27 protein-coding genes and 1 pseudogene are annotated in these 26,742 nt (G+C 66.8%); 11 read left to right on the top strand and 17 right to left on the bottom strand.

Annotated features, from left to right (window positions below):
* Nucleotides 1–256: 256 nt before the first annotated feature.
* The 5 genes and pseudogenes from HNP47_RS15660 to trxA all read right to left on the bottom strand — a co-directional run.
* Nucleotides 257–901: pseudogene (locus HNP47_RS15660) on the bottom strand (magnesium chelatase domain-containing protein); the annotation flags it as partial.
* Nucleotides 902–961: 60 nt separating this feature from the next.
* Nucleotides 962–1,915 carry a glutathione synthase gene (gene gshB, locus HNP47_RS15655; RefSeq protein WP_184280289.1) on the bottom strand — a complete coding sequence of 318 codons (954 nt, stop codon included), beginning with the start codon at nt 1,913–1,915 and terminating at the stop codon, nt 962–964.
* A gap of 201 nt (nt 1,916–2,116) precedes the next feature.
* Nucleotides 2,117–2,311, bottom strand: a complete 195-nt coding sequence (locus HNP47_RS15650; protein ID WP_055754657.1) for a Trm112 family protein — start codon at nt 2,309–2,311, stop codon at nt 2,117–2,119.
* Between the two features lie 25 nt (nt 2,312–2,336).
* Nucleotides 2,337–2,993 (bottom strand): LON peptidase substrate-binding domain-containing protein, encoded by a 657-nt coding sequence (locus tag HNP47_RS15645; protein WP_026108391.1) that lies wholly within the window; start codon nt 2,991–2,993, stop codon nt 2,337–2,339.
* Nucleotides 2,994–3,004: 11 nt separating this feature from the next.
* Complete coding sequence (trxA, locus tag HNP47_RS15640; protein WP_184280288.1) at nt 3,005–3,910, bottom strand: thioredoxin; 906 nt, start codon at nt 3,908–3,910, stop codon at nt 3,005–3,007.
* Between the two features lie 350 nt (nt 3,911–4,260).
* Between trxA and HNP47_RS15635 the strand changes: the two genes are divergently transcribed.
* Nucleotides 4,261–4,764: a hypothetical protein gene (locus tag HNP47_RS15635; protein ID WP_184280287.1), complete on the top strand. Its 504-nt coding sequence runs from the start codon at nt 4,261–4,263 to the stop codon at nt 4,762–4,764.
* 15 nt (nt 4,765–4,779) lie between these two features.
* Here HNP47_RS15635 and HNP47_RS15630 read toward each other — a convergent pair whose 3' ends face one another.
* Entirely contained in the window at nt 4,780–5,295 is a 516-nt protein-coding gene (locus HNP47_RS15630) for a prolyl-tRNA synthetase associated domain-containing protein (protein WP_184280286.1), read from the bottom strand.
* A 37-nt stretch (nt 5,296–5,332) separates the two neighbouring features.
* On the opposite strand from HNP47_RS15630, the gene HNP47_RS15625 reads away from it, so the two are divergent.
* Nucleotides 5,333–6,100, top strand: coding sequence for a DUF6065 family protein (locus HNP47_RS15625; protein ID WP_156146787.1), 768 nt, complete (start codon nt 5,333–5,335; stop codon nt 6,098–6,100).
* Nucleotides 6,101–6,143: 43 nt separating this feature from the next.
* Here HNP47_RS15625 and HNP47_RS15620 read toward each other — a convergent pair whose 3' ends face one another.
* The 6 genes from HNP47_RS15620 to HNP47_RS15595 all read right to left on the bottom strand — a co-directional run bounded on the left by HNP47_RS15620 (nt 6,144) and on the right by HNP47_RS15595 (nt 10,536).
* Nucleotides 6,144–6,716 carry a CC0125/CC1285 family lipoprotein gene (locus HNP47_RS15620; RefSeq protein WP_184280285.1) on the bottom strand — a complete coding sequence of 191 codons (573 nt, stop codon included), beginning with the start codon at nt 6,714–6,716 and terminating at the stop codon, nt 6,144–6,146.
* 174 nt (nt 6,717–6,890) lie between these two features.
* Nucleotides 6,891–7,523, bottom strand: a complete 633-nt coding sequence (locus tag HNP47_RS15615; RefSeq protein ID WP_184280284.1) for a LysE family translocator — start codon at nt 7,521–7,523, stop codon at nt 6,891–6,893.
* A gap of 195 nt (nt 7,524–7,718) precedes the next feature.
* Nucleotides 7,719–8,345, bottom strand: a complete 627-nt coding sequence (locus HNP47_RS15610) for a hypothetical protein (protein ID WP_184280283.1) — start codon at nt 8,343–8,345, stop codon at nt 7,719–7,721.
* Between the two features lie 80 nt (nt 8,346–8,425).
* Nucleotides 8,426–8,881: a translation initiation factor IF-2 gene (locus tag HNP47_RS15605; RefSeq protein ID WP_184280282.1), complete on the bottom strand. Its 456-nt coding sequence runs from the start codon at nt 8,879–8,881 to the stop codon at nt 8,426–8,428.
* Between the two features lie 79 nt (nt 8,882–8,960).
* Nucleotides 8,961–9,734 carry a metallophosphoesterase gene (locus tag HNP47_RS15600; RefSeq protein ID WP_184280281.1) on the bottom strand — a complete coding sequence of 258 codons (774 nt, stop codon included), beginning with the start codon at nt 9,732–9,734 and terminating at the stop codon, nt 8,961–8,963.
* A gap of 13 nt (nt 9,735–9,747) precedes the next feature.
* Nucleotides 9,748–10,536 carry a nucleotidyltransferase family protein gene (locus HNP47_RS15595; RefSeq protein WP_039246573.1) on the bottom strand — a complete coding sequence of 263 codons (789 nt, stop codon included), beginning with the start codon at nt 10,534–10,536 and terminating at the stop codon, nt 9,748–9,750.
* Between the two features lie 117 nt (nt 10,537–10,653).
* Between HNP47_RS15595 and HNP47_RS15590 the strand changes: the two genes are divergently transcribed.
* The 3 genes from HNP47_RS15590 to HNP47_RS15580 all read left to right on the top strand — a co-directional run bounded on the left by HNP47_RS15590 (nt 10,654) and on the right by HNP47_RS15580 (nt 14,742).
* A complete protein-coding gene (locus HNP47_RS15590; RefSeq protein WP_184280280.1) occupies nt 10,654–12,792 on the top strand; it encodes a response regulator in 2,139 nt (712 codons plus the stop codon).
* Between the two features lie 172 nt (nt 12,793–12,964).
* The gene (locus HNP47_RS15585) at nt 12,965–14,014 is read left to right on the top strand and encodes a ribonucleotide-diphosphate reductase subunit beta (RefSeq protein WP_184280279.1); all 1,050 of its coding nucleotides are present in this window, start codon (nt 12,965–12,967) and stop codon (nt 14,012–14,014) included.
* Between the two features lie 92 nt (nt 14,015–14,106).
* Nucleotides 14,107–14,742: a glutathione S-transferase family protein gene (locus HNP47_RS15580; protein WP_184280278.1), complete on the top strand. Its 636-nt coding sequence runs from the start codon at nt 14,107–14,109 to the stop codon at nt 14,740–14,742.
* A gap of 6 nt (nt 14,743–14,748) precedes the next feature.
* Here HNP47_RS15580 and HNP47_RS15575 read toward each other — a convergent pair whose 3' ends face one another.
* Nucleotides 14,749–15,252, bottom strand: a complete 504-nt coding sequence (locus HNP47_RS15575) for a hypothetical protein (RefSeq protein WP_184280277.1) — start codon at nt 15,250–15,252, stop codon at nt 14,749–14,751.
* Nucleotides 15,253–15,398: 146 nt separating this feature from the next.
* Here HNP47_RS15575 and HNP47_RS15570 point away from each other — a divergent pair, with 146 nt between their 5' ends.
* Nucleotides 15,399–15,662, top strand: coding sequence for a hypothetical protein (locus tag HNP47_RS15570; RefSeq protein ID WP_045810907.1), 264 nt, complete (start codon nt 15,399–15,401; stop codon nt 15,660–15,662).
* A gap of 6 nt (nt 15,663–15,668) precedes the next feature.
* Here the strand turns inward: HNP47_RS15570 and HNP47_RS15565 are convergent, their stop codons facing one another.
* Nucleotides 15,669–17,156, bottom strand: coding sequence for a sensor histidine kinase (locus HNP47_RS15565; RefSeq protein WP_184280276.1), 1,488 nt, complete (start codon nt 17,154–17,156; stop codon nt 15,669–15,671).
* Nucleotides 17,153–17,902, bottom strand: coding sequence for a TVP38/TMEM64 family protein (locus tag HNP47_RS15560; protein WP_184280275.1), 750 nt, complete (start codon nt 17,900–17,902; stop codon nt 17,153–17,155). Before HNP47_RS15560 ends, HNP47_RS15565 begins: the two co-directional genes overlap by 4 nt.
* A gap of 126 nt (nt 17,903–18,028) precedes the next feature.
* Between HNP47_RS15560 and rpmH the strand changes: the two genes are divergently transcribed.
* The 4 genes from rpmH to yihA are packed head-to-tail and all read left to right on the top strand — an operon-like array spanning nt 18,029 to nt 21,041.
* Nucleotides 18,029–18,163: a 50S ribosomal protein L34 gene (gene rpmH, locus HNP47_RS15555; protein WP_003164000.1), complete on the top strand. Its 135-nt coding sequence runs from the start codon at nt 18,029–18,031 to the stop codon at nt 18,161–18,163.
* Nucleotides 18,164–18,193: 30 nt separating this feature from the next.
* Nucleotides 18,194–18,598, top strand: a complete 405-nt coding sequence (gene rnpA, locus HNP47_RS15550) for a ribonuclease P protein component (protein ID WP_088582625.1) — start codon at nt 18,194–18,196, stop codon at nt 18,596–18,598.
* Nucleotides 18,595–20,391 (top strand): membrane protein insertase YidC, encoded by a 1,797-nt coding sequence (gene yidC, locus HNP47_RS15545; protein WP_184280274.1) that lies wholly within the window; start codon nt 18,595–18,597, stop codon nt 20,389–20,391. The genes rnpA and yidC overlap by 4 nt, the downstream gene beginning before the upstream one ends.
* Complete coding sequence (yihA, locus tag HNP47_RS15540; protein ID WP_055809369.1) at nt 20,388–21,041, top strand: ribosome biogenesis GTP-binding protein YihA/YsxC; 654 nt, start codon at nt 20,388–20,390, stop codon at nt 21,039–21,041. Before yidC ends, yihA begins: the two co-directional genes overlap by 4 nt.
* A gap of 96 nt (nt 21,042–21,137) precedes the next feature.
* Here yihA and HNP47_RS15535 read toward each other — a convergent pair whose 3' ends face one another.
* Nucleotides 21,138–24,002 (bottom strand): pitrilysin family protein, encoded by a 2,865-nt coding sequence (locus HNP47_RS15535; RefSeq protein ID WP_184280273.1) that lies wholly within the window; start codon nt 24,000–24,002, stop codon nt 21,138–21,140.
* A gap of 190 nt (nt 24,003–24,192) precedes the next feature.
* Between HNP47_RS15535 and HNP47_RS15530 the strand changes: the two genes are divergently transcribed.
* Nucleotides 24,193–25,431, top strand: a complete 1,239-nt coding sequence (locus HNP47_RS15530) for an argininosuccinate synthase (RefSeq protein ID WP_184280272.1) — start codon at nt 24,193–24,195, stop codon at nt 25,429–25,431.
* On the opposite strand, the gene HNP47_RS15525 is transcribed toward HNP47_RS15530, so the two are convergent.
* On the bottom strand, nt 25,428–26,729 hold the full coding sequence (locus tag HNP47_RS15525; protein ID WP_184280271.1) for a sorbosone dehydrogenase family protein: 1,302 nt from the start codon (nt 26,727–26,729) through the stop codon (nt 25,428–25,430). The two genes, HNP47_RS15530 and HNP47_RS15525, sit on opposite strands and share 4 nt — an antisense overlap.
* Nucleotides 26,730–26,742 lie beyond the last annotated feature (13 nt).

The raw sequence follows: 26,742 nt of genomic DNA, 5'->3' as shown, positions 1-26,742 counted from the left end.
ACACGACGGATGAACTCTCCCAGCCGACCCTTGGTCAGATGATGACCGGAGAATGCGGAGACAGCCTCATCGATGATGGTTTCAACGATCAGGAGACGATGTTCGTCCGCATACCGCTGGGCCGATTCAAGCTGGCGCCGAAGACTGTCTCGCCCTGTCTGGGCCTCACTGGACCAACGAACATAGATGGTCGCTGGGATCGTTGGCTGAATCGTCTGGGAGACCATGCCCGGACCATGACAATCGGCTCCGGTTCGAGCAGGTTGTGACCGCCGGCTGCCGCGATCTCCAGCGCGCGCTTGGCGCTTTCCTGACCCTTGACCTCGCGCAGGTCGGGCACGGCCTTGCCGTCCGCCAGCGGTCCGGGCTCGGGCGCGCGCAGCACCTGGGTTCCCTTGAAATGATTGACCAGGCTGATCAGCGAGCGCGGCGCAAGAATGCGGGCGCCGCCGGCCCAGGCCGCCTCCGGTCCCGTCGCCTCGGGGCAGATCAGACCCAGTCCCATGGCGTCTGCGGCGACGGCGGCGGGCAGGGCGCCGCCGACCCGCGCGATCTGGCCGTCCAGCCCCAGCTCGCCGATGGCGGCCCAGCCGTCGAGCGCATCGGGCGCGATCACCCCCATGGCCGCCATCAGGGCCAGGGCGATGGGCAGGTCGAAATGGCTGCCCTCCTTGGGCAGGTCCGCCGGCGCCAGGTTGGCGATGATCCGTTTGGCGGGCAGCGCCAGACCGATGCCGGCGAAGGCTCCGCGCACCCGCTCCTTGCTTTCGGCCACCGCCTTGTCCGGCAGGCCCACGATATTGAAGATGGTCGGCCCGTCATTGCCGATCAACTGGACCTCGACGTCCACGCGCCGGGCTTCCACCCCGTCAAAGGCGACCGTGACAACCCGCGCGACCATGTCGTTCTCCCACCTGAGCGAGAGAACGAACCATGAACTGAAATCTAATTCAAGTAGCGATCACGCAACCTGTGCGGCGCGTTTGGCTTCGATGGCGTCCCACATCAGGGCCGTGGCGTCGATGCCGGTGAAGGCCTTTAACTGCTGGGCGCCGGTAGGGGAGGTGACGTTGATCTCAGTCAGATAGTCGCCGATCACGTCGATGCCGACGAAGATCAGGCCGCGTTCCCTCAGCGTCGGGCCGATGGCGGCGCAGATTTCCAGGTCGCGCGGCGTCAGCTCGACCGGCATGGCCGTGCCGCCGACATGCAGGTTTGAGCGCACCGCGCCCGCCGCCGGGACGCGGTTAATGGCTCCGACGGGCTCGCCGTCGATCAGCAGGATGCGCTTGTCGCCCTTGGACACGGCGGGAATGAATTTCTGGATCACCAGCGGATCGCGGCTGCCTGCGGCATGGATCTCGATCAGGGCGTCCAGGTTCGGATCATCGGCGCGCAGCTTGATCACGCCCGAGCCGCCGTTGCCATGCAGGGGCTTCAAAACCACCTCGCCATGCTTCTTGTGGAAGGCGTCCAGGGCGACGGGGTCGGCCGAGATCAGGGTCGGCGGTTGCAGGCCGGGGAAGGCGGTGACCATCAGCTTTTCGGGGGCCGATCGCACCTGGGCCGGGTCGTTGACCACCAGCGTCCGTGGATGGACCGTCTCCAGCAGATAGGTGGCGGTCACATAGGCCATGTCGAAGGGCGGATCCTGGCGCATCAGGATCACGTCCACGTCCTCGGCCAGATCCAGCTTTTCCCAATCGCCGAAGCTGACGTGGTTGCCGACCTCGCGCCGCACGGTGATCGGGCGGGCGCGGCAGTAAAGGCGGCCCTCTTCCAGCGCCAGGGTGCGGAAGTCATAGACCCACTGTTTGTGACCGCGCGCCTGCGCCGTCTCGGCCATCAGGAAGGTGGTGTCCCCGGCGATGTCGACGGCCTCGATCGGGTCCATCTGGATGGCGACTCTGAGCATCGGTAGGCCTTCTCTACGTTGGCAGGCAATGCGGAATTGAAACGACGAGCTTCGCCGCAACCTTATCCGCCCATCCCCGCGAAAGCGGGGACCCAGTTCTTTCGCTCGGCAGTGCGTTGGATCGACCAAGAGCATCCATCGGACACGCCTTATCGCCCAAAGCGCTGGGTCCCCGCTTTCGCGGGGATGAGCGGAATATATTTAGTCGAGCTGACGCGCTTCCTCGGCCAGCATGATCGGCACGCCCTCGCGGATCGGATAGGCCAGTTTGGCGCCCGCCGAGATCAACTCGTTGGCGTCGCGGTCGTAGGTCAGCTTGCCGCGCGTAACGGGACAGACCAGCACCTCCAAGAGGCGGGGATCGACGGACACGGGCGTATTGAAGGCGTCACTCATGGCAGGTTCCTGAAAGCGTGGCCGCTTATTGCATGGACGGCGCGGCGTCGTCACCGCCGTCGGCGGCGTCGATGCGCATCAGGGCGGTCAGGGCCTCGGCGCGCGGCATCAGGCCCATCGCCTCCAGCAGCGCCTGTTTCTCGGCCGGCTCGAAAGGCAGGGCCATCGACAGGCTGTTGACCAGAGCCTCCATCGGCGCGGTCTCGGCCGTCTCCCAGTCGATGTCCAGAAGCCGGTGCGCCATATAGGCGCGCAGGGCGTCGAGGAAGGCGTCGCGGTCGAAGTCCGGCTCTTCGGGCGGGGAGACCAGATCGTCCTCATAGGCCTCGAACGCTGCGCGAACCTGGCGGTAGGGGGTCTTGGACGGCATTTCGGCGGCGATGCGGAAACGCGACACGCCAGTCAGGGTGATCAGATAGCGCCCGTCGGAAGTCTCGGCGAAACTAGTGATCCGACCCGCGCAACCGACCGGCGACAGGCCGGGCAGGGCGGGCGTTCCGCCCTTGGGCTGGACCAGGCCGATGATCCGGTCGCCGGCCATGGCGTCGTCCACCATGTTCAGATAGCGCGGCTCGAAGATGTTCAGCGGCAGCTGCCCGCGGGGCAGCAGGATGGTCCCGCCCAGCGGGAACACCGGGATCACCTGAGGCAGGTCGAGGGCGCGCACATAGCCTTGAGGCATGGGGTGGAGACCTACGAAAACAGGATGGACGACAGCCGGCGCCGGCCGTCCTTTGACACGTCCGAGGTCAGCCCCGCAGCGTCGAAGATGACCAGCAGCTGTTTGCGGGCCGCCTGATCGTTCCACTCGCGATCGGCCTGGATGATGGCCAACAGATTGTCGACGGCGCCCTTGAAGTCGCCGGCCGCGCTCTGGGCCTCGGCCAAGTCGAAACGCGCCTGATGATCGTTCGGATCGGTGGCGACCTTGGCCTCGAGTTCGGCCGAGGCGCCGGAAGGGGTTTTAGACGCCAGGGCCAGCTGGGCGCGCACGCTCTGGACCGTCGGTTCCTTGGAGTCCTGCGGCGCCATGGCGATGGTCTGGGCCGCCTGTTCGGGGTCGCCGCCCGCAAGATAGACCCGCGCCATGCCGGCGATGGCCTTCTCGTTCTCGGGCTCAATCGACAGAACGTGGGCGAAGGCCTGGGCCGCGCCGCCGAAGTCGTTCAGGCCCAGCGATTCCTCGCCCAGCTCCAGCAGTTGCGCCGTCTCGGTCGAGCCGCCCTGACCGCCGGTCAGCTTGTCGATGAAGGCCTTGATCTGACTGTCGGGAATGGCGCCCTGGAAGCCATCGACCGGCTGGCCGTTGACGAAGGCGTAGACCGTCGGGATCGACTGCACCCGCAACTGGCCCGCATAGGCCGGGTTGGCGTCCACATCGATCTTGACCATCTTCACCGCCCCCTTGGCGGCTCGCACGGCCTTCTCCAGCGCCGGCCCCAAGGTCCGGCACGGCCCGCACCAGGTGGCCCAGAAGTCGACGATGACCGGCTGATGTTTCGACGCCTCGATCACGTCGGTCATGAAGGAGGCGTCGGTGCCTTCCTTGATCAGGTCGCCGGCGGCGTCGGGGGTCAGGGTCGGGTCGAGCAGGGTCATGGGCGAGGTCCGCGCAGAGATCAGTCAGGTTCAACGGTTCAGATGGCGTCGGGATGCGTCGGCATCAAGCCGGGAAAAGGTCGCGCCTGGATTTCAGACGGTGGGCATGAAAAACACCGTCTAATTCGTCTAATTCGTCTGAAATCCCCCGCCGCGCGTCGCTCATTGTGCCCGACTTTGCGAGATGGGGCTTGTGCGGCAAGGTTCAAGCGGTTGGCCATGACGACGGCTTTACCGCGACGCGGCTGCGTCTCTCGCGACATCCCCGAAGTCCGGCAGAATGAGGTGCGGCGACCGCTCTGGCATCGCCGCTAACCTGTTTGCAAGCACGCCTGCCATATTCAGGTTAAATGCTGGACAACCAAAACCGTCCCATCAAAGAGCCGCTGCCGCTGCCGCTGGCGGAGCGCGCCGCCGGTCGCAGGGTGCGCTTTGGTGAGGTGGCGTCGAACGCCCTCAGCAATGATCAGAGGGTCCTGGTGGCCGCCTTCGCGCCTGTGAACACAAAGCGCAGCCTATCGGAGGGCATTGAAGGCGGAAGCGCAGCCGTTATTCCCTTAGGCATGGTTCACGGCTTCTTGGCCTTTGTCGCGCTGTTCACGGGCGACTGGTCCAGTCTGGTCGTGCATGGGGTGCTGACGGGATTTGTGATCCTGGCCTATTACGCCATCGTGTATGGACGCACGATCTGGCCGAATTGTTTTGTCCTCGCCTGGCTCGTGGTGGAAATCACCTGCGGCCGGTGGCTGTTCGACTACAGATTGGGCGGCAGCTATATGAACATCTTCGCCCTGCCGGTCGCGATCCTTGGCGTGCGGGCGTCGTGGAGAAGGGCGCGCCTGGCGAAGGTCTGATTTCGCCCTATGGGTTCACGCGCCCATCGCCTCGAAATCCAACACCACCGGCTCACGCTCCAGCAGCGCCAGCACCCGCCGGAAGGCCAACTGATCCAGGGCGGTGGTCGCCGTATTGGTCAGGGGGTGGAAGTTGACGATGTCGGCGTCCCACAGGCGCTGGTCCAGCACGAAGGTGACGCGGCGGTCTGTGTCGTTGATCAGGCCCAGCGCCGTCACCGAGCCGGGGCGGACGCCCAGCGTCTCCCACATCAGCGTCTCGGCGCCGAACGACAGGCGGCCCGACCCCATGACGGCGGCGGCGCGTTTCAGGTCGATCACCGTGTCCTGACGCGCCGAGATCAGCCACAGGCGGCCTTTGTGATCCTTGAGGAACAGGTTCTTGGTGTGGGCGCCCGGCAGGTCGGCCTTGAGATCCAGCCCCTCCTCGACCCGAAAGACGGCCGGGTGGTCGTGGGTGAGGTGATCCACGCCGTTCGCCTTCAGCCAGACGGTCAGTTTCTCGCGGTCGAAAGCGGGTGCTTCAGTCATGGTTGAGCCGTCGGGTTTCGGGCGTTAGGAAATGGTCATGGTCGATACCGTCAACACGCGCCCGCTGGAACTGGAATGCTATCCGATGACGGCTCGGCCGCCGGACCTGGTGCCCGGCCGCCAGTCGCGCAACTGGATGGACGCCTTCATCAGCCGCCACCCCTATCGGTGCCTGCCGCTGAACATGGCCAACACCACGGGTTGGGAAATCCTGTGCCCGTTCGGCTTCTCGGCCGAGTGGAACGGCGGTCCGCGCCAGGAAGACATCGTCATCACGCCGGATCGGCCCCAGCACGATCTGGCCCATTTCGTGACCTCGCACTTCTCGCGCGGGGTGCTGACCATGCATCCGCAATATCTGTTCCGCACGCCGCCCGGCTGGGGGATGATGTGTTCGGGATCGCCCAACCATGTGAAGGACGGCATCCAGCCGCTGGTCGGCCTGATCGAAACGGACTGGCTGCCCTTCCCCTTCACGATGAATTGGATCTTCACCCGACCGGGACGGATCACCTTCGAGAAGGGCGAACCCTTCTGCTTCATCAATCTGATCGAGCACAAGAAGGTCGAACAGTTCCAGCCGATCATCCGCACGCTGGAATCCAACCCGGTGATGAAGGGACAGTTCGAGGCCTGGAACCGCGCCCGCACCGACTTCAACCAGCGCCTGGCCGGCGGCGATCCGGATGCGGCCAAGGAGGCGTGGCAGCGCTACTACTTCAAGGGCGAGGTGCCCGAGGATCTGGGCACGGCGCCGGCGACACACTCCAACAAGCGCAGGCTAAAGTCACCGCGCGTGGGATGAAAGAAAAAGCCCCTCTCCACGTCGCGGAGAGGGGCTTTCAGCATCAGGCCGCCGGGCGCGTGACCTGCGGACCCAGGTTCTGGATCACTTCGCGCGCGTCGAAGGCGTTGGGGTCGTTGGCGGGTTTGGGGCCGCGGCCCAGAACGATTTCGGCGTTGGCCTCGAAGCGGTCGACCTGGCGGACGTCGAAGTCGTTGACGCCCCACGGGCCGTAACGGTCCCACGGGCTCCAGAAGCCGCTGCGATAGTAGCGCCACGACGGACCCCAGTAGGGGCTGTAGAAGCGGTTATAGCCCGAATAGAACGGATCGGGCGTGCCGACGAAGCGGGTGTCGCGGTCGGTGGCGCGATTGACGGTGGAGAACCAGTCGTAACCGCTTTCGACCGCCAGCTCGGCCGAACGCAGCAGCAACGACTGTTCGACCTGTTCGCGCGAGGTCAGCGAATTGCCTGAGAAGCTGACCCGGAAACGATTGTTCTCCAGGCGCTGCTCGGCATAGCCGCCACGCTGGCCGTTGAAGCCTGCGGGTTGATACGGGGTGGCGGTGGCGCAGGCCGCCAGAGCCAGACCGGCGGCGACGGTCACCGCCAGGGTCTTCAGGGGGAGGGTTTTCATGACATCAAACTCCTTGATCGCCCATTCGGGCGCTCTGACGGCTGAACGGAGCATGAACGAAGGCGTTCCCGATCACTGTATGACGAAGCGTCGCGGCGTCTAGAGCCTGATCGGCTGAGGAGGAATCGCTTCGCGATTCCGCTGATGCCGTGAATCAGGCTCCAGATTCATGCTCTAGAGTCTAAGAACGATCAGCACGGCGGCGACCATCAGCAGCAGGCCGACGAAGACGCCGAAGCCCTTGCGAAAGCGCGGTTGCTGCATGCGGCGCGACAGGGCGGCGCCGGACAGGGCGTAGGTGCTCATCGACACCATATCCATGCCGATGGCCGCCATGGCGAACATCGCCATCTGCGGGGCGACCGGCCGGTTCACGTCGATGAAGGGTGGCAGGACGGCGGTGAAGAACAGAATGGCCTTGGGGTTGGCGATCTGGACGGCAAACCCGTCGATCAGGGCGCTGCGCCCTTTCTTGACGACGACCTCGTCGGGATCGGCGGCGGTGGCGAAGGCGCCGCGCAGCGCCTTGACCCCCAGCCAGGCGACATAGAGCGCGCCCAGCACGGCGATGACCTTGAAGGCGGCGGGGAAGGCCTTGACCAAGGCGCCCAGCCCCACGGCCGCCGCGCCGAACCACACCAGGGTCGCGGCGTTCATGCCCAAGACGCCGATCAGGGCCGAGCCGCGGCCTTTCTCAACCCCGGTCGCGACGGCGAACAGATTGGCGGGGCCGGGCGTGATCGCCATCACCGCCATGACGCCGAGGAAGGTCGAATAGAGGTGCGGATCGACGGGCAGGGCGGGCATGCGGCGCGATGTCGCTGCTTAGTCGGTCGCGGTCAAGGCGCTCTGTCTCCTCCCCGCGTCGCGGGGAGGTGGCGCGGCGCATCTTGCGCCGCGACGGAGGGGTTCTTCACCGCCTCACAGACGGCTGGGGGGGCTTCAAGAGCCCCTCCACCGCTGCGCGGTCCCCCTCCCGCTGCGCAGGGAGGAGACAGCAAATCAGGCGGCCGGACGGGCTGGCGGCGCGGGCGGTTCGGGGGCCTCTGGCGCCTCGGGCGCTTCGGGAACCTCGGCGGCCGCTTCGTCCTCGACGACGGCGTCGGCGGCCTGGTCCAGCGCGTATTGAGCGACCAGGCTGTAGGTCTCCATCTGCTCGGGCGTCGGATTGGTCCAGGCGCTGTTGCGGGCGATGCCTTCGGCGGTGACGACGCCTTTCTGCATCCCCTCTTCCATCGCCTGTTTGACCTCGGGGTCATTCAGCGCCTCAGCGACAATGGCGTCGACGTCGATGTCCTTCAGGGCCTGGGCGGCCATTTCGGTGGCGTGTTTCGTGGTCTCGGCGGTGAAGGCGGCGACATCGGGCGCATAGTCCGACCACAGGGCGGCGATGCGACGGCCGCGTTCGGCCTCGCTCAGGCTTTCGTCTTCGGAAATCGCCTCGGCGCGTTCGCCAAAGGTCTCCATGCGCGCCTCGAAGGCCTCGGCGGCGGCTTCCATGCGGGCTTCGGCGGCTTCAGCGGAAGCCGGAGCCGGAGCCGGCGTGGGCGCAGGCCCCGGGGTCTGCGCCAGGACCGAGGATAGGGGCGCGAGCGCCAGGGCGGCGGTCAGGCTGAGCAGGCGGATCATGGGACGGCTCCCGTTGAATGACCCGCGCAAACTCCGCCCTCAGCCGCCCCGTCTCAAGTGAAATCGCGGTAAGGCTCGGCTTACTGCGGCGTCGCCGGCGCAGCGGCGGCTGGGGCTGCAGCGGCGGCGTCGATCTTGCCTCGGACATCGGCAGGGATGCCCTTGATCTGCTGGATCGCCGGCGCGAGCTGTTCGGGCGTCGCCTGGCCACTGCTGATGGCGAACGTCTGGACGTCTTCGGCGAAGGCGTCGACCTGGGGCTGATATTTGGCTTGGATGGCGTCCAGGTCGGCCTTCGCCTTGGTCTTGTCGGCTTGGGCTGCGGCGGTCTGCATCTCGCCGGCCATCGTCTCCATGACCTGACCGAAGGCTTCCGCCTTGGCCTCGAAGGCGGCTTCCTCGGGGCTGTCCGCTTCTTGGGCGGGCGCCGGAGCGGCTTGGGGCGCAGGGGCAGGGGCGGCGGCCTGACCGGCGGCGAAGGCAGGCGTGGTCAGGGCAAGGACGGCGACGGCCGCGGCGGAAGACAGAAGGCGCATCGGAAACTCCACGACGGGCCGCCTTGCGGCCCCGAACGAGGCTGCATCCCAGCCCCGGCCGCACCCTCCTACAGTCCGATCAGATTTCAAAGACCCGATAAGGCTTGTCGCCCAGGGTCTTAAGCACCGGCAGGGCGACATTATACACGGGCGTCCCCTTGGTGGTGCGTCCCTCGGGTCCGCCGCGATGGGCGTGGCCGTGCACGACGAGGCGAACATTGTCATAGCGGTCGATGGTTTCCGCCAGACGCGACGACCCCAGGAAGGCGTGGATTTCGGGCGGCTCGCCCATCACCGTCTCGACCACGGGCGCATAGTGCAGCAGTACGACCGAGCGTTCGGTGCGCAGCATGCGGATCGAGTTCTCGATCAGATTGGCGTCTTCGACCGCTTCTTGGACAAATCGCTTGATCGAGGCCTCGCCGAACGAGGAGAGCATGTAGCGGCCGAAGCCGCCGACGAAACCCTTGCCGCCGGCAAAGCCGACGCCGTCGATCTCATAGGCCTCGCCGGTCAGCATCTTGACCCCGGCGTCGGTCAGCATCCTGGTGACGACCTCGGGCTGGCCGCACTCGTGCTCGTGATTGCCCAGCACGCCGACCATCGGGATTTTGCAAAGCTTGAGATCCTCAAGCAGCCGCTCGACCTCGGGCGTCTTGCCGTAGTTGGTCAGGTCGCCGCACAGGCACAGGACATCGGCGTCGTCCGACACCCGTTCGAACAGGTCGCGATAGCGATGCTCGGTGGTCTCGCCGACATGAAGGTCGCCGACGGCGGCGACGCGCAGGGTCTTGGCGGGGCCGGGCTGCAGGCCGGGTTGGGTCGTCTGGGGATCGGGGACGGCGTCGGTCATGGCGGCTTACCTCTCAGTGGCCTAGGTGGACGGGGTCGTGGCGTTCCTCCAGCCCTTTGCCCACCACATCGCCAAAGCCCCATTCGGCGACGTCGGCGACATAGTCGCGCGGGCTGAACAGCCGGCCCCGACAGACCTTCACGCGCGGCGCCGGCAGGTCGATCTGGGCCGTCAGTCGCTGGACCAGCTCTTCCATCAGCCAGCGCGGAATCCGGTCGCGCTCGGTCGGATAGGCGAAGCGGAAGTTCAGCAGATGCGCCGCCAGCACCTCCCAATAGAGGTCCATCTGGTCGAGCAGGCTCTTCCAGTCGATGGCGTCCGACTGTTTCAGGATGACGTGGTTCACGTCGGCGCCGTCATAGCGATAGCGGTCTTGGATGAAGACCTTGGACAGGATCAGGGCCGTGGGCGGGGTGATCTGGACCTGATGGCCATAGACCGTGATCCGGTCCTCGCTGAACCAGCTGTCGGACACGGCGATGGTGCCGTTGGACATGGCGAAGATGACGTCGAAGAAGTGTTTCTCGTCCTTCCAGACCTTGGCGATCCAGCGCTCGTCCTCGACGTCGGTGCGGTAGCCGTGCTTTTGGAAGAAGGCCAGGATGCGGGGGTAGTCGCCGGGCTTGCAGAAGACGTCCAGATCCTTGGTCGGACGCCGGATGCCGGTATAGGCCGTGACCGCATAGGTGCCTGACAGCAAAAAGGGGATGCCGCTTTCCTTCAGCAGGCGCAGGCTCTCTTCATAGAAGGCCAGGGCGTCCGCCGGCGGCTCGAAGGTCGGTTCGGCGATCACGTCTGACATCGGCTGGGGCCCTTTGCTGGCAAGGGCGAGTAAACGGCGACGCTGAACGGCGGTTCCGCAATCCTACCTAGGTCGGCCGCTACGGGATCCTTAACCCCTGCGTGTCACCGTTACGTCATGGGACTGAAGTGGGTGAACGCAGAGGGCGGGCGCTGGCGGTTTTTCCGTCACGAGGCCGGTCGCGCAGCTGGGCCGTCGCCCTACGCCTATGTGGCGTTGTTCGGCCTGTGCCTGTCGGTCGCCCAGTGGAGCATGCATACGTTCGGCGCCACGGTTCTGTGGCCGGCCAATGCGGTGCTTCTGGCCGCCGTCCTTCAGCTTCATCGTCGCCAGGCCATCGGCGTCATGCTCGCCTGCGCCGCGATCAACCTGGTCAGCAACATCGTGCGCGGCGATCCCGGCGTGATGATGTTCACCAATGTCGCCCTGAACCTGACGCAGGTCTGCGTCGCCGCCGTGCTGGCGCGCCGGGTCTGCGGAGCCGCGCTGGATATGCGCCGGCCCTGGCGTCTGTTCCGCTTCGCCGTCTTCGCTGCCGTGCCGGCCGTCTTGATCAGCACCCTGCTGGCGGGCGCGGTCGCGGTGCTGATGAGCTGGAAAGTGCCGGGCACGCTGGCGTTCCGGATGCACCATCTGTTCGACATGGAGCTGCTGGCGATGATGATCGTCACGCCGTCCCTGTTGCTGCTGGCGCGTAATCATCGGTTCAAGGACGACGCCCAGGCCAAGATAACCGAGGCGGCCGCCCTGCTGGTGCTGGTCGGAGTTGTTACAACCTGGGCCTTTAGCGAGTCTGCGGCGCCGGTGATGTTCGCGGTGTTCCCGCCGCTGATCCTTCTGGCCTTCCGTCTGGGCCCGCCGACGACCGCCTGTGCAGTGGTGATGGTTGCGGTCATCGGCGGCGCCGCCACTCTGAGCGGACATGGGCCGGTCGTGCTAACCCGCCTGCCGCCCGATCCGGTTCTAGCCGCGCTGCCGGAGGTGATGCGCCAGATGAATGTGTTTCATCTGTTTCTGCTGTGCGTCGTCGGGTCGGTCCTGCCCATCACCACCCTGTCGACCGAGCGCCGGCGGCTGACGGCGCGTTTGCGGGCGCGCACGGCGGCGGCGCTGGACGCCCTGGCCCGGGCGAGGCGCGCCGACGAGGCGAAATCGCGCTTCCTGGCCTTGATGAGCCATGAGATGCGCACGCCCCTGACTGGTGTCACCGGCTATGCCGACCTGTTGTCGCGCTCGACCAGCCTGGACGCGGAGGGCCATCGCCAGGTCAATGCGGTGCGCCAGTGCGGCGAATCCATGCTGCGCCTGGTCGAGGACTTGCTGGAGATTTCACGCGGGGGCGACGAGGTCGTGCTGAAGCCCGCCGATCTGCGCGTCCTGATTCAGGACGCCGTGGCGCCGGCGCGCGAGTGGTCCGAAATCCGCGGCCTGACGTTCGATCTGCACATCGCGCCGGAGGCAGAGGGCTGGGTGCTGACCGACATGCGGCGTCTGCGCCAGATCCTGCATCACCTGACGCTGAACGCCTCGAAATTCACCTCGCGCGGGGGCGTGGACGTCACCGTCGCTCGGACCGACGACCGGCTGCGCATCGCCGTGTCGGACACCGGCTGCGGCATGGACGCCGAAACCCAGGCGGGCGTGTTCCGTTTGTTCGAACAGGCGGACGCCTCCACCAGCCGCGCGCATGAGGGGGCGGGCGTCGGCCTGGCCCTGGCCAAGAGCCACGCCGAGCGCCTGAACGGAACCATCGTCGTCGAAAGCGTGCAATGGCAGGGCTCGACCTTCACCCTGAAGATCGAGGCGCCGATCGTGGTGCCGGTAGAGACGGAGAACGGCGCGCCGCTGGACAGCCGTCGCATGAAGGTTCTGATCGTCGACGATCATCCCGCCAATCGCGACCTGCTACGCATCATGCTGCAGGCCGCCGACTGCGACACCGCCGAGGCATGCGACGGGCGCGAGGCGGTGAATGCGGTCTCGGCCGAGGCCTTCGACCTGATCCTGATGGATGTGCGCATGCCGGTGATGGATGGCCTGGCCGCCAGCCGTGCGATCCGCGCCCTGACCGATTCCGCCGGCCAGACGCCGATCCTGGCCGTCACCGCCGAGGCCATGCCTGAAGACGCCGCCCGGTGCCTGTCCGCCGGCATGGACGGCCATTTGGCCAAGCCGGTGACCCAGGCCAAGCTCTACGCCGCCATCGACGAGGCGCTGAGCGCGGCCGCTTCACGACTGGACGCCCAAGCCGCCTGAGCCGTCGGGCGCGGCGTCATCCCCAGGCCCGTCCCCAGGAATCTGCGGCACGGACACAACATCTAGCGGCGAGATAAATCGTGATCGCAACATAGACCTAATTTGACTTGGCGCCGACGCCTTCAAATCGCATGGTGAATGGGTCTTCAGAATCGCCCTCAGGTCCAGTTCGATGAACGCCATCACTCCGATCATCCTTCCCGAGCGCGCCGGTCTTCTGACCCCGTCGGCCGCCTACAAGCCGTTCCGCTATCCGTGGGCGTTCGACATGTGGAAGAAGCAGCAGCAGGTCCACTGGATGCCCGAAGAGGTGCCGCTGGGCGAGGACGTCAAGGACTGGGCCTCGACCCTGAACGACGGCGAACGCAACCTGCTGACCCAGATCTTCCGCTTCTTCACCCAGGCGGACATCGAGGTTCAGGACAACTACATGGAACGCTACGGTCGGGTCTTCAAACCGACCGAGGTGAAGATGATGCTGGCCGCCTTCGGCAATATGGAGACGATCCATATCGCGGCCTACGCCCTTCTGCTCGAGACCATCGGCATGCCTGAGAGCGAGTTCGGCGCCTTCATGGAATATGAGGCCATGCGGGACAAGCACGACTATATGGGCCAGTTCGGGGTCGATTCAGACGCGGATATCTGCCGGACCCTGGCCATGTTCGGCGGCTTCTCGGAAGGCGTTCAGCTGTTCGCGTCTTTCGCCATGCTGATGAACTTCCCGCGCCAGAACAAGATGAAGGGCATGGGCCAGATCGTGTCCTGGTCGGTGCGCGACGAGAGCCTGCACTGCGAAGGCATCATCAAGCTGTACCACGCCTTCAACAAAGAGACGGGCGCCGTCACCAAGTCGGTCGCGGACGACATCGTCGACTGCTGCAAGACGGTGGTGAACATGGAGGACAAGTTCATCGACCTGGCCTTCGAGATGGGCTCGGTCCAGGGCATGACCCCCGAGGACATCAAACAGTACATCCGCTTCATCGCCGACTGGCGTTTGCGTCAGCTGAAGCTGCCGGAAGTCTATGGGGTGACGGAAAACCCGCTGCCCTGGCTGCAGTCGCTGCTCAGCGGCGTCGAACACGCCAACTTCTTCGAGGCCCGCGCCACCGAATATTCCAAGGCGGCGACGCAAGGGAACTGGCACGGCGCCGACGGCGTCTGGACCGAGTTCGACCGCATGATGGCGCGCCGCGATATGAGCCTGGTGGCGGGCTGACCAGGCCTGAAGCAGCGAAGCGGTAGGCCAGGAGAATAGTCGGCCTCAAGCAGCGCGAAGCGCGGTAGGCCCAAAAAGGGGTAGAGCACGCCATGAGCGAAGAGATCGTCTTCTACACCAACCCCATGTCGCGCGGACGCATCGTCCGCTGGATGCTGGAGGAGGTGGGCCAGCCCTATCGCACCGTCGTGGTCGGCTATGCGGCGATGAAGTCGCCGGACTATCTGGCGATCAATCCGATGGGAAAGGTGCCGGCCGTCGCCCATCGCGGGATCGTGGTCACCGAATGCGCCGCCATCTGCGCCTATCTGGCCGACGCCTTTCCTGACGCCGGCTTGGCGCCGGCGACGGACGATCCGCTGCGCGGCCTTTTTTATCGCTGGATGTTCTTCGCCGCCGGGCCGGTCGAGGCGGCGGTGACGGCCAAGTCGCTGGGCCAACTGCCGCCGCCCGAGAAGTCGGCCATGGTCGGCTACGGCTCGTTCGATCAGGTGATCGACGGGCTGGAACATGCGCTGGATCGCAGTCCGTGGATCCTTGGCGAGCGGTTCAGCGCCGCCGATGTTTATGTCGGCAGCCAGATCGCCTGGGGGCTGATGTTCAAGAGCCTGCCTGAACGGCCGGCCTTCACGGCCTATGCCGAACGGATCACGACACGCCCGGCCGCTGTGCGCGCCCGCGAAATCGACGACGCGCTGATCGCCGAGGCGAAAACCAAGGCGGACTGATAGCGCTTATTGCGCCGGCGCGACCCACGCCGGTCGGGCGGTGCAGGCGGGGCGGAAACCCGTGCGGCACAGTCGCACCTGTTCCTGCCAGGCGGCGTAGTCGCGGTCGTATTTCTCCTGCGCCAGACGCGCGGTCTCGGCGGCGGCGCGCGCCTGTTCCTCGGCCTGGCTGACCTCGATCTGATGACGGGCCAGGGCGGCGTCGTAGTCCAGCCGGTTGTCGGCGTCGGTCTTGTCGGCCAGGGCGTTCTGGGCGGCTATCTCGTCGTTCAGAGCGCGGGTGGTGCGCAGTTCCTCTTCGGTTTGCTGGGCGTCGCTGGCGCGGTGATAGGCCTCGCCCCGCGCCTTCAGCAGGGCGTCGCGGCTGGCGGGATCGGCCGGGTCGGGCAGGGCGCGCTGATCGCGATAGGGGTCGGCGGTCGCCGGCGCCGGCGCCGTCTGGGCGGCGACGGGCGCGGTCTGGGCGGCGACCAGCAGGGCGGCGGCGATGGCGGCGGTGCGAACGATCATGACTGTCTCTCCCGAGGCCGTGGCGTTCTGCGCAGCTTGGCCATTGTGAACCTGCTGCACAACGCCGCAGCGATGAAAAGGTGGCGAAAGGCTCGGCTTCGCGTCATGGTCGTCCTCTCCCGACCGCAGCCTATCCGAGAAGACCGATGATCCTGAGCACCGCGTCCGGCGACTTTCCCATTCCTGCGGATGTCGCGCGCCAGTTGCCGAACGTGCCGGCCCTGCCCGATACGGCCGCCGCGGACGCCCGGCTTCAGATCGAGGACTTCCGTCACTGGCTGGACGCCTCGCCCGAGCACGCCATCGACTATGAGCGGCTGCGGCGCTGGCATCTGGTTCAGGAGGAGTTGGCGGCCCAGGCCAAGGCGGAGAACCGGCCCTTCGTCGTGTCGGACGACGGTCTGGAATAGGGCGGTTCAGCCCGGCAGGCGCAGCTCGAACACGGCGCCCTTGCCGTCGGTCTCGACCAGCCGCAGATCGCCGCCGTGAAGGGCGGCCAGTTCGCGCGAGATGGTCAGGCCCAGGCCCGAGCCGTCCGAGCTCTTTGAGCTGACGAAGGGTTCGAACAGGCGTTCGGCCAGACGCGGCGGAATGCCGGGGCCGTCGTCGGCGATGCGCACGACGCAGAAGCCGTCCTGACCAAAGGCGCTGACGGTGATGGCGCCCTTGCCGCGCCGCTCGGGCGGACGCGTCGGATCGGCCTCGATGGCCTGGCGGGCGTTGCGCATCAGATTGACCAGGATGCGGTACAGCTGATCCGGGTCGGCCTCGACGGCGAACCGGGGCGGCAGCTGTTTGACCAGGCGCACGCCGTCGGGGTCCAGCCCGGCGTCCTCGGCCGCCAGGGTCAGGGCCTTGGTCAGGACGACGCGGGTCTTCTGGGGCGCGGGCTCCTCGCTCTTGCCGTACTCCAGCACATTGCGCGACAGGCCGGCGGCGCGGCTGAGCGCGCGCTCCAGCCGGGGCAGGGCCTTGGCCACCTGCGGGTCGGCGGAGGTCGCCAGCCGCTCGGACGCCATCTGGGCCGAGGTCAGCATGTTTCGCAGGTCGTGGTTGATCTTGGCCACCGCCTCGCCCAGCGCGACCAGACGGGCGCGAGAGCGCAGGGAATGGCGCACCTCCTCCTGCATCCGGCTGAGTTCGCGCTCGACGCGGCCGATCTCGTCGTGTCGGTCGGACGGCGCCTCGGCCTCGCTCTCGGGATCGGCGGCGAACCGCTCCATCGAGCGGGTGACGCGACGCAGCGGGCGCAGCACCAGCAGGGCCAGACCGCCATATAGCAGCGCGCCCGCCGTCACCGACACCAGCAGGGACACCAGCAGGCTGTTCAGCAGGAAGGCGCGCAGTTCCAGTTTCAACGGCTGGGCGGGGGTGACGATCTCGATGAAGTCGCCCGAGCGATAGCGCGGCTTGGCCTGAACCCGCAGCGAGCGGTCCGGATGTCCGAACAGGGTGCGCCACGGGTCGGTCAGGCGCGACCAGCTGTCCTGACGCCTCAGGTCGATCAGTTCGGGCGCGCGGGGCAGGTTGGGAGCCTGAAGCAGCAGGCGGCGCACGCCTTGCTCCGTCAGGGCGACCGCCTGCACCCCGCCGATCCGCATCAGCTCGGCCGCCGTGTCGTCCTCGACTGCGCTGTAGGGCAGGGCTTCGACCCCGACCGAGGCCAGTTCGGCGGCCTGGAGCCGGTCGCGCAGCCAGCGCTCATGGAAGGCCGCCAGGTTCGGCCCCAGGATCAGGGCCTCGACCGCCAGGGTGAAGGCGACGGTCAGCAGCAGCAGCCGCGCCGACAGGCCGTCGGGCGCCCTTGGATTCAGGGTCGGGGGCGTCAGACGCTCGCGCCAGAGACTGGCCTGGTCCGGCGTCAGGTTCAGCCGCGCCGCGATCCGGTCGAACAGGGCGCTCATGCCGCCGTCGCCCCGATCCGCCGTGCACGGATCATCTGGAATAGCTTGATGCCGATGGGCAGAAGCAGGGACAGGAAGACCACGCCCATCAAGGGCCAGAAGAACTGTTGCAGCAGCATGGGCAGGTCCGGGCGCACGCCGGCGCGCAGCAGGCCGCCCAGCTGCGATCCGATCCAGGTGTAGATGAAGGTGGACGGCAGCAGGCCGATGAAGGTGGCGATGATGTAAGGTCTCAGCGGCACCGCCATCATCCCCGCCGTCGCGTTGACCAGGACGAAGGGCACGCTGGGGATCACGCGCAGGGTGAACAGGGTGGTGAAGGCGTTGCGGTCGATGCCCTTGGCCAGCCGATCCATGAAGCCGGCGTCGGCCTCGAACTTGGCGCGCAGCCACGAACCGATCGAGGTGCGATAGACATAATAGATGACGACCGAACCGATGGTGGCTCCCGTCGACTGGGCCAGGGCGCCGACATAGGGACCGAACATCATCCCGCCCAGCAGGGTCAGGAAGACGGGTCCGGGAATGGTCGAGGCGGTCGCCAGGGCATAGACGGCGATGAAGGCGACCAGCGCGATCCACCAGTTCTGTTGCGCATAGGCACGAAGGTTCAGCCCGTGCTCACGGATCAGATCCATCGACAGATAGCGGTTCCAGCCCAGGGCGAAGAAGGCGATCACCAGGCCGGCGATGGCCGCCAGCGGCGCCAGCCGCAGGGCCCATTCCTTCGCCGTTCGTTTCGCCATCCGTTTCATCGTCCCGAAATGCCGTCCGAGCGTTGACTCACGCGGACATGCGACTTATACGCCCGCCCTTCCTGCGGCGGACGCCTCTTGCCCCGTCGCCCAACCTTTTAACGTCAGGAGCCGACCGTGAAGCGGACCTATCAGCCGTCGCGACTCGTGCGCAAGCGCCGTCACGGCTTCCGCAGCCGGATGGCCACCAAGAACGGCCAGAAGATTGTTGCGCGCCGTCGCGCCAAGGGCCGCAAGCGCCTGACGGCGTAAGCGGCTTACGCGTCCGGATCTTTTGGACGCATGAGCGACCTTTTACAGATCAAGCGTCTGTTGCGGCGGCCCCAGTTTCTGGCGGCCGCCAAAGGCGTTTCCGAGGCGCGCGGCGCCGTGGTGATCCAGCGGCTGGAGCGTGGCGACGGTTCGCCGCACATCGGCCTGGGTTTCACCGCCACCAAGAAGATCGGCGGGGCGGTTCAGCGCAACCGCGCCAAACGTCGTCTGCGCGAGGCCGCGCGGGCCATGCTGGCCCAGCATGGCGTGCCCGGAAGCGACTATGTCTTCATCGCCCGCATGGGCACGACCGAGCGTGCGTGGGACCGTCTGCTTGACGACGTGAAATCGACGCTTACAAGGCTGGCGACACCCAAGGCACACAAGCCTTCGCACGCCCGCGCCCCATCCGGCCAGGACCGCCAGAATCCATGAAAAACGAGAACACGCGCAACACGATCATCTTCATCGTGTGCTCGGCCCTGATCATGGGGATCTATTATTTCGCCGTGCTGCGTCCGCAGGCCGAGCGTCGCGCGGTGCAGCAGCAGGCCCAGGCCGAGCAGTCGCAGACCGCTGACAACGCCGCGCGCACGGCGCTGAGCCCGCAGGGCCCGACCTTCGTCACCGACCGCAGCCAGGCGCTGAGCACCGCCGCGCGGGTGCCGATCCAGTCCGGCACGCTGAAGGGATCGCTGTCGCTGCAAGGCGGCCGCATCGACGACCTGTTCCTGACCGACTACCGCGAGGTGCAGGACAAGCCTGAGCCCGTCGAGCTGTTCCGCCCGCAGGGGATGCAGAACGCCTATTTCGCCCAGTTCGGCTGGACCGGCCCCAATGTCGCCGGCGGCGTGCCCGGACCCAACACCGTCTGGCGCCTGACCAATGGTTCGACCCTGACGCCGACGACGCCGGTCACCTTGACCTGGGACAACGGCCAGGGCCTGCGCTTTACCCGCGTGATCTCGGTCGACGACAAATACGTCTTCTCGGTGCAGGACACGGTGCAGAACCTGGGGACGCAGGCGATCACCATCGCCCCCTACGGCAGCGTCCAGCGCCAGGGCGTGCCGCCCGCAGCCGGCTCGTCGCACATCGTCCACGAGGGCGCGATCGGCACCTTCGGCAAGCCGGGCGACTACCGGACCGAGCAGAAGAAATACAAGGACTGGCTGAAGGAGCCGCGGATCGAGAACGCCTCGACCGGCGGCTGGCTGGGCATCACCGACAAATACTGGCTGGCGGCCCTGCTGCCCCAGCAGAACGAGGCGGTCGAAACCGAATTCCGCGTGCGCGACCTGAACGGCGCCCAGCAGCTGGAAGCCAATGTCCTGGGCACCACCCGCACCATCCAGCCGGGCGCGACCGCAACCGAGACCCAACGCCTGTTCGCCGGGGTCAAGCGCGCCGAGGTGCTGAAGTCCTATGAGCAGAGCCTGAACCTGCCGCGCTTCGTCTATGCGATCGACTGGGGCATGTTCTGGTTCCTGACGCGGCCGATCTTCTGGATCCTGGAGAACGTCTATGGCCTGGTCGGCAGCTTCGGCGTCGCCATTCTGGCCCTGACCGTCATCGTCAAGCTGGTGATGTTCCCGCTGGCCAACAACGCCTACGCCTCGATGTCCAAGATGCGGAACCTCCAGCCCAAGATGGAGGAGATCAAGAAGAAGTTCAAAGACGACCCGCAGAAGCAGCAGCAGGAGACGATGGCCCTGTATCAGCGCGAGAAGATCAATCCGGTCGCCGGATGCCTTCCGCTGGTGCTGCAGATCCCGGTCTTCTACGCCCTGTACAAGGTGCTGACCGTGACCATCGAAATGCGTCACCAGCCGTTCCTGGGCTTCATCCATGACCTGTCGGCGCGCGATCCGTCGTCGATCTGGAACCTGTTCGGCCTGATCCCGTGGGATCCAGCGATGGCGCCGCTGATCGGCGGCCTGTTGGCTGGCCCGCTGCACCTGGGTCTGCTGGCGATCGCCTATGGCCTGACGATGTGGCTGCAGACGGCGATGAATCCGCCGGCGGCCGATCCGGTCCAGCGCCAGATCTTCCAGTTCATGCCGCTGCTGTTCACCTTCATCATGGCGCCGTTCGCGGCGGGCCTGCTGATCTACTGGGCCTGGTCCAACATCCTGACCATCCTGCAGCAGTATGTGATCATGCACCGCTACAAGGCCGAGAACCCGATCGACACCTTCTTCGCCCGGTTCAAGAAGTCACCGGCGTGATCGACGAGACCGAGTTCACGCCCGAGGACATCGAGGCGGCGCGCGTCCTGTTCGCGCGGCCTGCGACCTTCGTCATGGGCGCGGCCAAGATCGAGCAACTGCCCGACCCCGACCTGCCCGAGATCGCCTTCGCCGGGCGTTCGAACGTGGGCAAGTCCAGCCTGATCAACGGGCTGGTGGGCATGCACAAGCTGGCCCGCGCCTCGAACGAGCCGGGCCGCACGCGCGAGGTCAACTTCTTCGATCTGGACGGCCGGATGCGTCTGGTCGACCTGCCCGGCTATGGCTGGGCCAAGGCGTCCAAGACCACGGTCAAGAAGTTCCAGGATCTGGGCCGCGACTATCTGCGCGGCCGGGTGACGCTGAAGCGGGTCTATCTGCTGATCGACAGCCGCCATGGGCTGAAGTCGGTGGATACCGAGGCGCTGGATGCGCTCGATCTGGCCGCCGTCAGCTATCAGATCGTCCTGACCAAGGCCGACAAGCTGAAGAAGGGCGAGGGCGAGGCCGTGCAGGCCGCAACCCTGAAGGCCATCTCCAAACGCCCCGCCGCCTTCCCGGTGGTGGCCCTGACGTCGTCGGAAAAGGGTCTCGGTCTGCCCGAACTGCGCGCCGAGATCATGCGCACGACGGGCGCCACGCTGGACTAGCGGCCCTCATCGTCGGGTCACACCCGAGCATGACGGCAAAAAGAAAAGGCCCGGAGATCGCTCTCCGGGCCTTCATCGTTGTGGTCTGTCGTCGCCCTATTGGGCGGCGGGGGCCGCCGCGCGGACCTCGACAGGGATGCCCAAGGCGTCCAGTTGCGGCTTGACCACCGAGGCGTCGCCGACCACGACCCAGACGAACTTGGACGGGTCGATGGCGGCCTTGGCGGCGGCGTCCAGCTGGGCTGCGGTCAGGGCGTTGGTGCGCGCCGCGATGGTTTCCGGATAGTCGTCCGGACGGCCCAGCAGGGCGTTGGAGCGCATGGCGCCCAGGACGGCGGCCGAGGTCTCGTAGCTGCCGGCCAGACGGCGGGTGTTGCCGTTGATCGTGCGTTGCAGCTCCTCGGGCGTCACGCCCTTGCCGCCCGACAGGAAGTCGTTGAACTGCTGGTTCAGGGCTTCGATGGCCGGGCCGGTCTTGTCGGCCTGGACCGGGGCGGTGACCAGATAGGGCACGCGCCCGGCGAACGGATTGACCGAGGCGTTGACGCCGTAGGACCAGCTCTTGGTCTCACGCAGGTCCGAGTTGATGCGCGACAGGAAGTCGTTGCCGAGCACATTGTTCGCCGCGTTCAGCACCAACAGGTCGTCGGTGCCCGACAGGCCCAGGACCTCGCCGCCCATGATGTAGGACTGGGGCGATTGCGGACGGTCGATCAGCACGATCTTGGGCGTCGCGGCCGGGATCGGGGCCGAGAAGTCCTTGACGGCCTTGGCCGATGCGGGCGGGACCCATTGACCGAAGGCGCTGTCCAGGATCGGCGTCAGCTCGGCCAGGGGCCGGTCGGAGACGACGAACAGCTTGGCGTTGTCCGGGCGGATCCACTTGGCGTAGTCGGCGCGGATGTCGGCGTCGGTGATCGCCTTGACGCTGGCCTCGTCGCCGTTGCCGCTGAACGGACGGCCGTAGGGGCTGTTGGGCCCATACATCAGTTCCGGCAGGGCGCGGCTGGCCAGAGCGGCCGGCTGGGTGCGCTCGGCGGCGATGCGAGACAGGCGGGTGGCGCGAAGGCGCTCCAGCTCGGCCGCGGCGAAGGCGGGATTGCGCACCACCTCGGCCATCAGATCCACCGAAGGCTTCAGGTTCGGCGTCACCGCCGACAGTTGGACCACCGAACTGTCCATCGTCGCGCCGGTGGTGATGCTGGCGCCCAGGGCTTCCTGCGCCTCTGCCAGCTGCGTGGCGTTCAGGGTGCGGGTGCCCTCGTCCATCAGGTCCAGCATCAGGGTCTGCAGACCCAGTTTGGACCGGTCGTCGGCGGCCAGGCCGGCGTCGAAGTCGAGCGCGATCTTCGTCGTCGGGGTGGCGTCGCGCTGGGCGTAGATCACCTCCATGCCGTTCGACAGTCGGGTGCGCTCGACGGCCGGGAAGTCGACGTTGGCGACCTGACCGATCTCGGGCCTGGGCATGCGCGGCTTGCGCTCGATTTCCGGCGCCGGGGTGCGGTTGGCGCCGGACGGCGCGGCGGCCGCCTCCTGATAGGCTTCGCGCTGGCCGGGCAGGGTGGTCAGCGTATAGGCCGGACGGGTCAGCCACTTCTGCATCGCCGCCTTGACCTGGGCAGGCGTGACGGCGGCGTAGGCGGCCAGCTGCTTCTTGTAGAATTCCGGATCGCCGGCATAGAGCTGGCCTTCGGCGAGCGCCGTGGCCTTGCCGCCGAAGCCGCCGACCTGTTCCAGGCCCTGGATGCGGCGCGAGGCGTATTGGGTGACGACGCGGTTGATCTCGTCCTGCGTCGGGCCGTTCGCGATCAGGCCGTTCAGGATTTCACGCATCCGCGCCTCGACGGCGGCGGGGTCTTCGCCCGGCTTGATCGTGGCGCTCATCTCGAAGATGCCGACGCGATGGAAGGCGCTGTTGCCGGCGCTGGCCGAGACGGCGGTCTGCTCGCCGCGCACCAGTTCATTGTCCAGGCGCGAGGAGGCCAGGCCGCCTAGGACCGAGGCGGCGACGCTGAGCGGCACCGAATCCGGGTCCAGCATGCCCGGCACGGCCCAGCTGACTTCGACCTGGGCGTTCGAGACGCGGTCGTGGGTGGTTTCGCTGAGCGGGGCGGACAGGGTCGGGACCGGGGCCTGGGCGGGATTGTTCACCGGACCCTTGGCGATCGGGCCGAAGTATTTGTCGGTCAGTTCACGCGCCTTGGCGGGGGTGATGTCGCCGGCCAGCACAAGAACCGCGTTGTTGGGGCCGTAGTTGGAAGTGAACCAGTCGCGCACCGTCTGCATCGAGGCGGCGTCCAGGTCGGCCATCGAGCCGATGGTCGAGTGGCGATAGGGGTGGCCTTCGGGGAACAGGGCTTCCAGCTGCTTGTACTGGTTCAGGCCATAGGGCTGGTTGTCGCCCTGACGCTTTTCGTTCTGGACGACGCCGCGTTGCAGATCGAGCGTCTCCTGGCTGATGGCGCCCAGCATGTAGCCCATGCGGTCGCTTTCCATGAACAGGGCCTGTTCCAGCGCCGGGGTCGGGACCGTCTCGAAATAGTTGGTGCGGTCGAAATAGGTGGTCCCGTTCATGTCGGTCGCGCCCATGTTGCGCATCGGCGTGAAATAGCTACCGGCCGCATTTTCCGAGCCGCCGAACATCAGGTGTTCGAACAGGTGGGCGAAGCCGGTCTTGCCGGCCGGCTCGTCCTTGGAGCCGACATTGTACCAGACGGAGACGGCGACGACGGGGGCCTTGTGGTCCTCGTGAACCAGGACGGTCAGGCCGTTGTCGAGGGTGAGCTTGGTGTAGGGGATGTCGACTTCGTTGATCAGCTGCGACACCGGCGCGGCCTGGACGGCGGGTGCGGCGGCCTGACCCCTGGCCTGGGCGGCAGGTGCGGCGGCCACGGAGGCCCAGACGGGCGTTGAAACCGCCAGAAGGGCGGCGGCGGCGACGAGAGAGCCAGTGCGGCGCATGCGATATCCTCGGGATTGCAGTTGGAGGGGACCATAACGCCGGTCTGCCGCCTGGCAACGCGACCAAATGGAACATGACGAAAGGTTCATGTTCTCCCCCGCGCGACCCGGAAAAGGTTGCATCGCCGGACCCCCGGTCTTATGCGCGCGTCAACTCCCCGACTGACCGCCCCTTGCTGAAAGAGCCGCCATGTCCGCCCCCGCCGACAAGCCCGTCAAGAAAGTCGTCCTCGCCTATTCGGGCGGGCTGGACACCTCGATCATCCTGAAGTGGCTCCAGACCGAATATAACGCCGAGGTCGTAACCTTCACCGCCGACCTGGGCCAGGGCGAGGAGCTTGGCCCGGCGCGCGAGAAGGCCCTGAAGCTGGGCATCAAGCCCGAGAACATCTTCATCGACGACCTGCGCGAAGAGTTCGTGCGCGACTTCGTCTTCCCCATGTTCCGCGCCAACGCCCAGTATGAAGGCGACTATTTGCTGGGCACCTCCATCGCCCGGCCGCTGATCTCCAAGCGCCAGATCGAGATCGCGCGTCAGGTCGGCGCCGACGCCGTCTGTCACGGCGCCACCGGCAAGGGCAATGACCAGGTCCGGTTCGAGCTGGGCTACTATGCGCTCGAGCCCGACATCCGCGTCATTGCGCCGTGGCGCGAATGGGAGTTCCGCAGCCGCGAGGCCCTGCTGGACTTCGCCGAGAAGAACCAGATCCCCATCGCCAAGGACAAGCGCGGCGAGGCGCCCTTCAGCGTCGACGCCAACCTTCTGCACTCCTCGTCCGAGGGCAAGGTGCTGGAAGACCCGGCGGTCGAGGCCCCCGAGTTCGTCCACCAGCGCACCATCTCGCCCGAGGACGCGCCCGACGTGGCGACCGTCATCGAGATCGGTTTCGAAAAGGGCGACGCCGTCTCGATCAACGGCGAGGCCATGTCGCCCGCCACGATCCTGACCGCCCTGAACCAGTACGGCCACGACAACGGCATCGGCCGTCTGGACCTGGTCGAGAACCGTTTCGTCGGCATGAAGTCGCGCGGCGTCTATGAGACCCCCGGCGGGACCATCCTGATCGCGGCTCACCGCGGCATCGAAAGCATCACCCTGGACGGCGGCTCCATGCACCTGAAGGACCAGCTGATGCCGAAATACGCCGAGCTGATCTACAACGGCTTCTGGTTCTCGCCCGAGCGCGAGATGCTGCAGGCGGCCATCGACAAGAGCCAGGAAAACGTCTCCGGCACGGTCAAGGTCAAGCTGTACAAGGGCAATGTCTCGGTCATCGGCCGTGAAAGCCCCAACAGCCTGTACGATCAGGACCTGGTGACCTTCGAAGAAGGTGTCCAGGCCTATGACCACAAGGACGCGGCCGGCTTCATCAAGCTGAACGGCCTTCGCCTGCGCGTCCTGGCCAAGCGCGACGCACGCAAGAGCTAGGGCGTCTTGTCCGACCGGGCGATCCTGAGGATCGCCCGGTTTCGGTCGTCCGTGACCCAGATCGATCCGTCGGCGGCGACGGCCAGCACGACCGGCGCGCCGCGCGGCTGGCGGCCGGCGACCGTGTCCCAGCCCGGCGTCAGCACCTTGCCGCGTAGGCTGGGCGCGCCGGCGGGATAGGACAGGCCGCCGCGCGGATAGACGGCGTAGCGACCGCCGATATCGGTCAGGGGGCGGCCCTCGCCATCCGTCTCGGCCGCCACGATCCGGCCGCCCGCGCGACGATAGCCGTGCCAGCTCATCAGCAGCCGGCCGCGCAGTTCGGGGAACATCGCCCCGTCGTAATAGATCAGGTCCAGCGGCGCGGCGTGGGGCGGCAGCAGGGCGACCGGGCGGTTGCGCTGGCTGCATCGCGCCTGGGCCGCGCCCCAGCCCGGCAGGGGCGTCGCCAGATCGACGCAATAGGGCCAGCCGTAATGGGCGCCCTGACGCAGGACATTGATCTCGTCATAGGGATGGTCGGGCGTGGTCAGGTCGACGGAGTTCTCGCCTTGCAGGATCGTGCCCGACGGGTGCCGCACGAGGGCGATGGAGTTGCGCAGGCCCGAGGCGAAGACGGTGCCAGCCTCGGCCCAGCGGCCGTTTCCCAGATAGGCGTGACGCCGCACCTGGGCTGTCGCCGCGCTGTCGATGCAGGCCCCCGCCGCATTGGCGCGCGCTCTGCCCCGCGCATCCACACAGCGGTCGCTGGGCGCGCCGACATTGACCAGCAGGCCGCCGTTGGCGTCGAAGACGAAGCTGGACAGGGGGTGGCGGTTCGCGTGCAGTCGGTTGTCGGGCAGGTCGCCGATCACGGTGCGCACCGTCGCCGCTGGATCGGCCGCGTCGGGGTCCAGCATCAGGATGCGGTTCATCTCGGACACATAGATGCGCCCGTCCGGCCCGCGCGCCGCCGTGTGCGGCATGTTCAGTCCCTGGGCCAGCCGTCGCCAGCGCGGCGCACCGTCGGCGCCGAACGACAGCCGCCAGATCGCGCCATTGCCCGGATACCAGTTGCCGAGATCCGTCACCAACCAGTCGCCGTTGGGTAGCGCCAGCAGGCCGCGCGGCATTCGCGGTCCCTCGGCCCCCGCGCCCTGCCAGACCAGGCCCAGGCAATAGCTGGGCGCCGTGCGCACGGTGGTCATAGGACGGCCGCCGCAGTCGCCGTCGGTCGCATAGGCGCCTTGGGCCGCCCTGGCGCTAACAGGGGCGGCGACGAGGAGGGCGAGCAGGGCCAGAAGGCGGACGGTCTTCATGACGCCAGAAGTC

It is taken from the genome of Brevundimonas vesicularis, assembly GCF_014204545.1.
Taxonomy (GTDB): Bacteria; Pseudomonadota; Alphaproteobacteria; order Caulobacterales; family Caulobacteraceae; genus Brevundimonas; species Brevundimonas vesicularis_B.
Note: the sequence above shows the minus strand (reverse complement) of the source record. Positions and strands in the feature narration are given on the sequence as shown.

Excerpts from the sequence above, each read along its gene's own strand:
- HNP47_RS15645 (WP_026108391.1), bottom strand. The coding sequence starts at position 2,993 with ATGCCTCAAGGCTATGTGCGCGCCCTCGACCTGCCTCAGGTGATCCCG.
- HNP47_RS15605 (WP_184280282.1), bottom strand. The coding sequence starts at position 8,881 with ATGCGCCTTCTGTCTTCCGCCGCGGCCGTCGCCGTCCTTGCCCTGACC.
- HNP47_RS15565 (WP_184280276.1), bottom strand. The coding sequence starts at position 17,156 with ATGAGCGCCCTGTTCGACCGGATCGCGGCGCGGCTGAACCTGACGCCG.
- HNP47_RS15585 (WP_184280279.1), top strand. The coding sequence starts at position 12,965 with ATGAACGCCATCACTCCGATCATCCTTCCCGAGCGCGCCGGTCTTCTG.
- HNP47_RS15535 (WP_184280273.1), bottom strand. The coding sequence starts at position 24,002 with ATGCGCCGCACTGGCTCTCTCGTCGCCGCCGCCGCCCTTCTGGCGGTT.
- HNP47_RS15600 (WP_184280281.1), bottom strand. The coding sequence starts at position 9,734 with ATGACCGACGCCGTCCCCGATCCCCAGACGACCCAACCCGGCCTGCAG.
- HNP47_RS15580 (WP_184280278.1), top strand. The coding sequence starts at position 14,107 with ATGAGCGAAGAGATCGTCTTCTACACCAACCCCATGTCGCGCGGACGC.
- gshB (WP_184280289.1), bottom strand. The coding sequence starts at position 1,915 with ATGCTCAGAGTCGCCATCCAGATGGACCCGATCGAGGCCGTCGACATC.
- HNP47_RS15610 (WP_184280283.1), bottom strand. The coding sequence starts at position 8,345 with ATGATCCGCCTGCTCAGCCTGACCGCCGCCCTGGCGCTCGCGCCCCTA.
- HNP47_RS15620 (WP_184280285.1), bottom strand. The coding sequence starts at position 6,716 with ATGAAAACCCTCCCCCTGAAGACCCTGGCGGTGACCGTCGCCGCCGGT.
- HNP47_RS15630 (WP_184280286.1), bottom strand. The coding sequence starts at position 5,295 with ATGACTGAAGCACCCGCTTTCGACCGCGAGAAACTGACCGTCTGGCTG.
- HNP47_RS15615 (WP_184280284.1), bottom strand. The coding sequence starts at position 7,523 with ATGCCCGCCCTGCCCGTCGATCCGCACCTCTATTCGACCTTCCTCGGC.
- HNP47_RS15590 (WP_184280280.1), top strand. The coding sequence starts at position 10,654 with ATGGGACTGAAGTGGGTGAACGCAGAGGGCGGGCGCTGGCGGTTTTTC.
- rnpA (WP_088582625.1), top strand. The coding sequence starts at position 18,194 with ATGAGCGACCTTTTACAGATCAAGCGTCTGTTGCGGCGGCCCCAGTTT.
- HNP47_RS15530 (WP_184280272.1), top strand. The coding sequence starts at position 24,193 with ATGTCCGCCCCCGCCGACAAGCCCGTCAAGAAAGTCGTCCTCGCCTAT.
- HNP47_RS15650 (WP_055754657.1), bottom strand. The coding sequence starts at position 2,311 with ATGAGTGACGCCTTCAATACGCCCGTGTCCGTCGATCCCCGCCTCTTG.
- HNP47_RS15635 (WP_184280287.1), top strand. The coding sequence starts at position 4,261 with ATGCTGGACAACCAAAACCGTCCCATCAAAGAGCCGCTGCCGCTGCCG.
- HNP47_RS15525 (WP_184280271.1), bottom strand. The coding sequence starts at position 26,729 with ATGAAGACCGTCCGCCTTCTGGCCCTGCTCGCCCTCCTCGTCGCCGCC.
- HNP47_RS15575 (WP_184280277.1), bottom strand. The coding sequence starts at position 15,252 with ATGATCGTTCGCACCGCCGCCATCGCCGCCGCCCTGCTGGTCGCCGCC.
- yidC (WP_184280274.1), top strand. The coding sequence starts at position 18,595 with ATGAAAAACGAGAACACGCGCAACACGATCATCTTCATCGTGTGCTCG.
- HNP47_RS15560 (WP_184280275.1), bottom strand. The coding sequence starts at position 17,902 with ATGGCGAAACGAACGGCGAAGGAATGGGCCCTGCGGCTGGCGCCGCTG.
- HNP47_RS15595 (WP_039246573.1), bottom strand. The coding sequence starts at position 10,536 with ATGTCAGACGTGATCGCCGAACCGACCTTCGAGCCGCCGGCGGACGCC.
- HNP47_RS15570 (WP_045810907.1), top strand. The coding sequence starts at position 15,399 with ATGATCCTGAGCACCGCGTCCGGCGACTTTCCCATTCCTGCGGATGTC.
- HNP47_RS15625 (WP_156146787.1), top strand. The coding sequence starts at position 5,333 with ATGGTCGATACCGTCAACACGCGCCCGCTGGAACTGGAATGCTATCCG.
- trxA (WP_184280288.1), bottom strand. The coding sequence starts at position 3,910 with ATGACCCTGCTCGACCCGACCCTGACCCCCGACGCCGCCGGCGACCTG.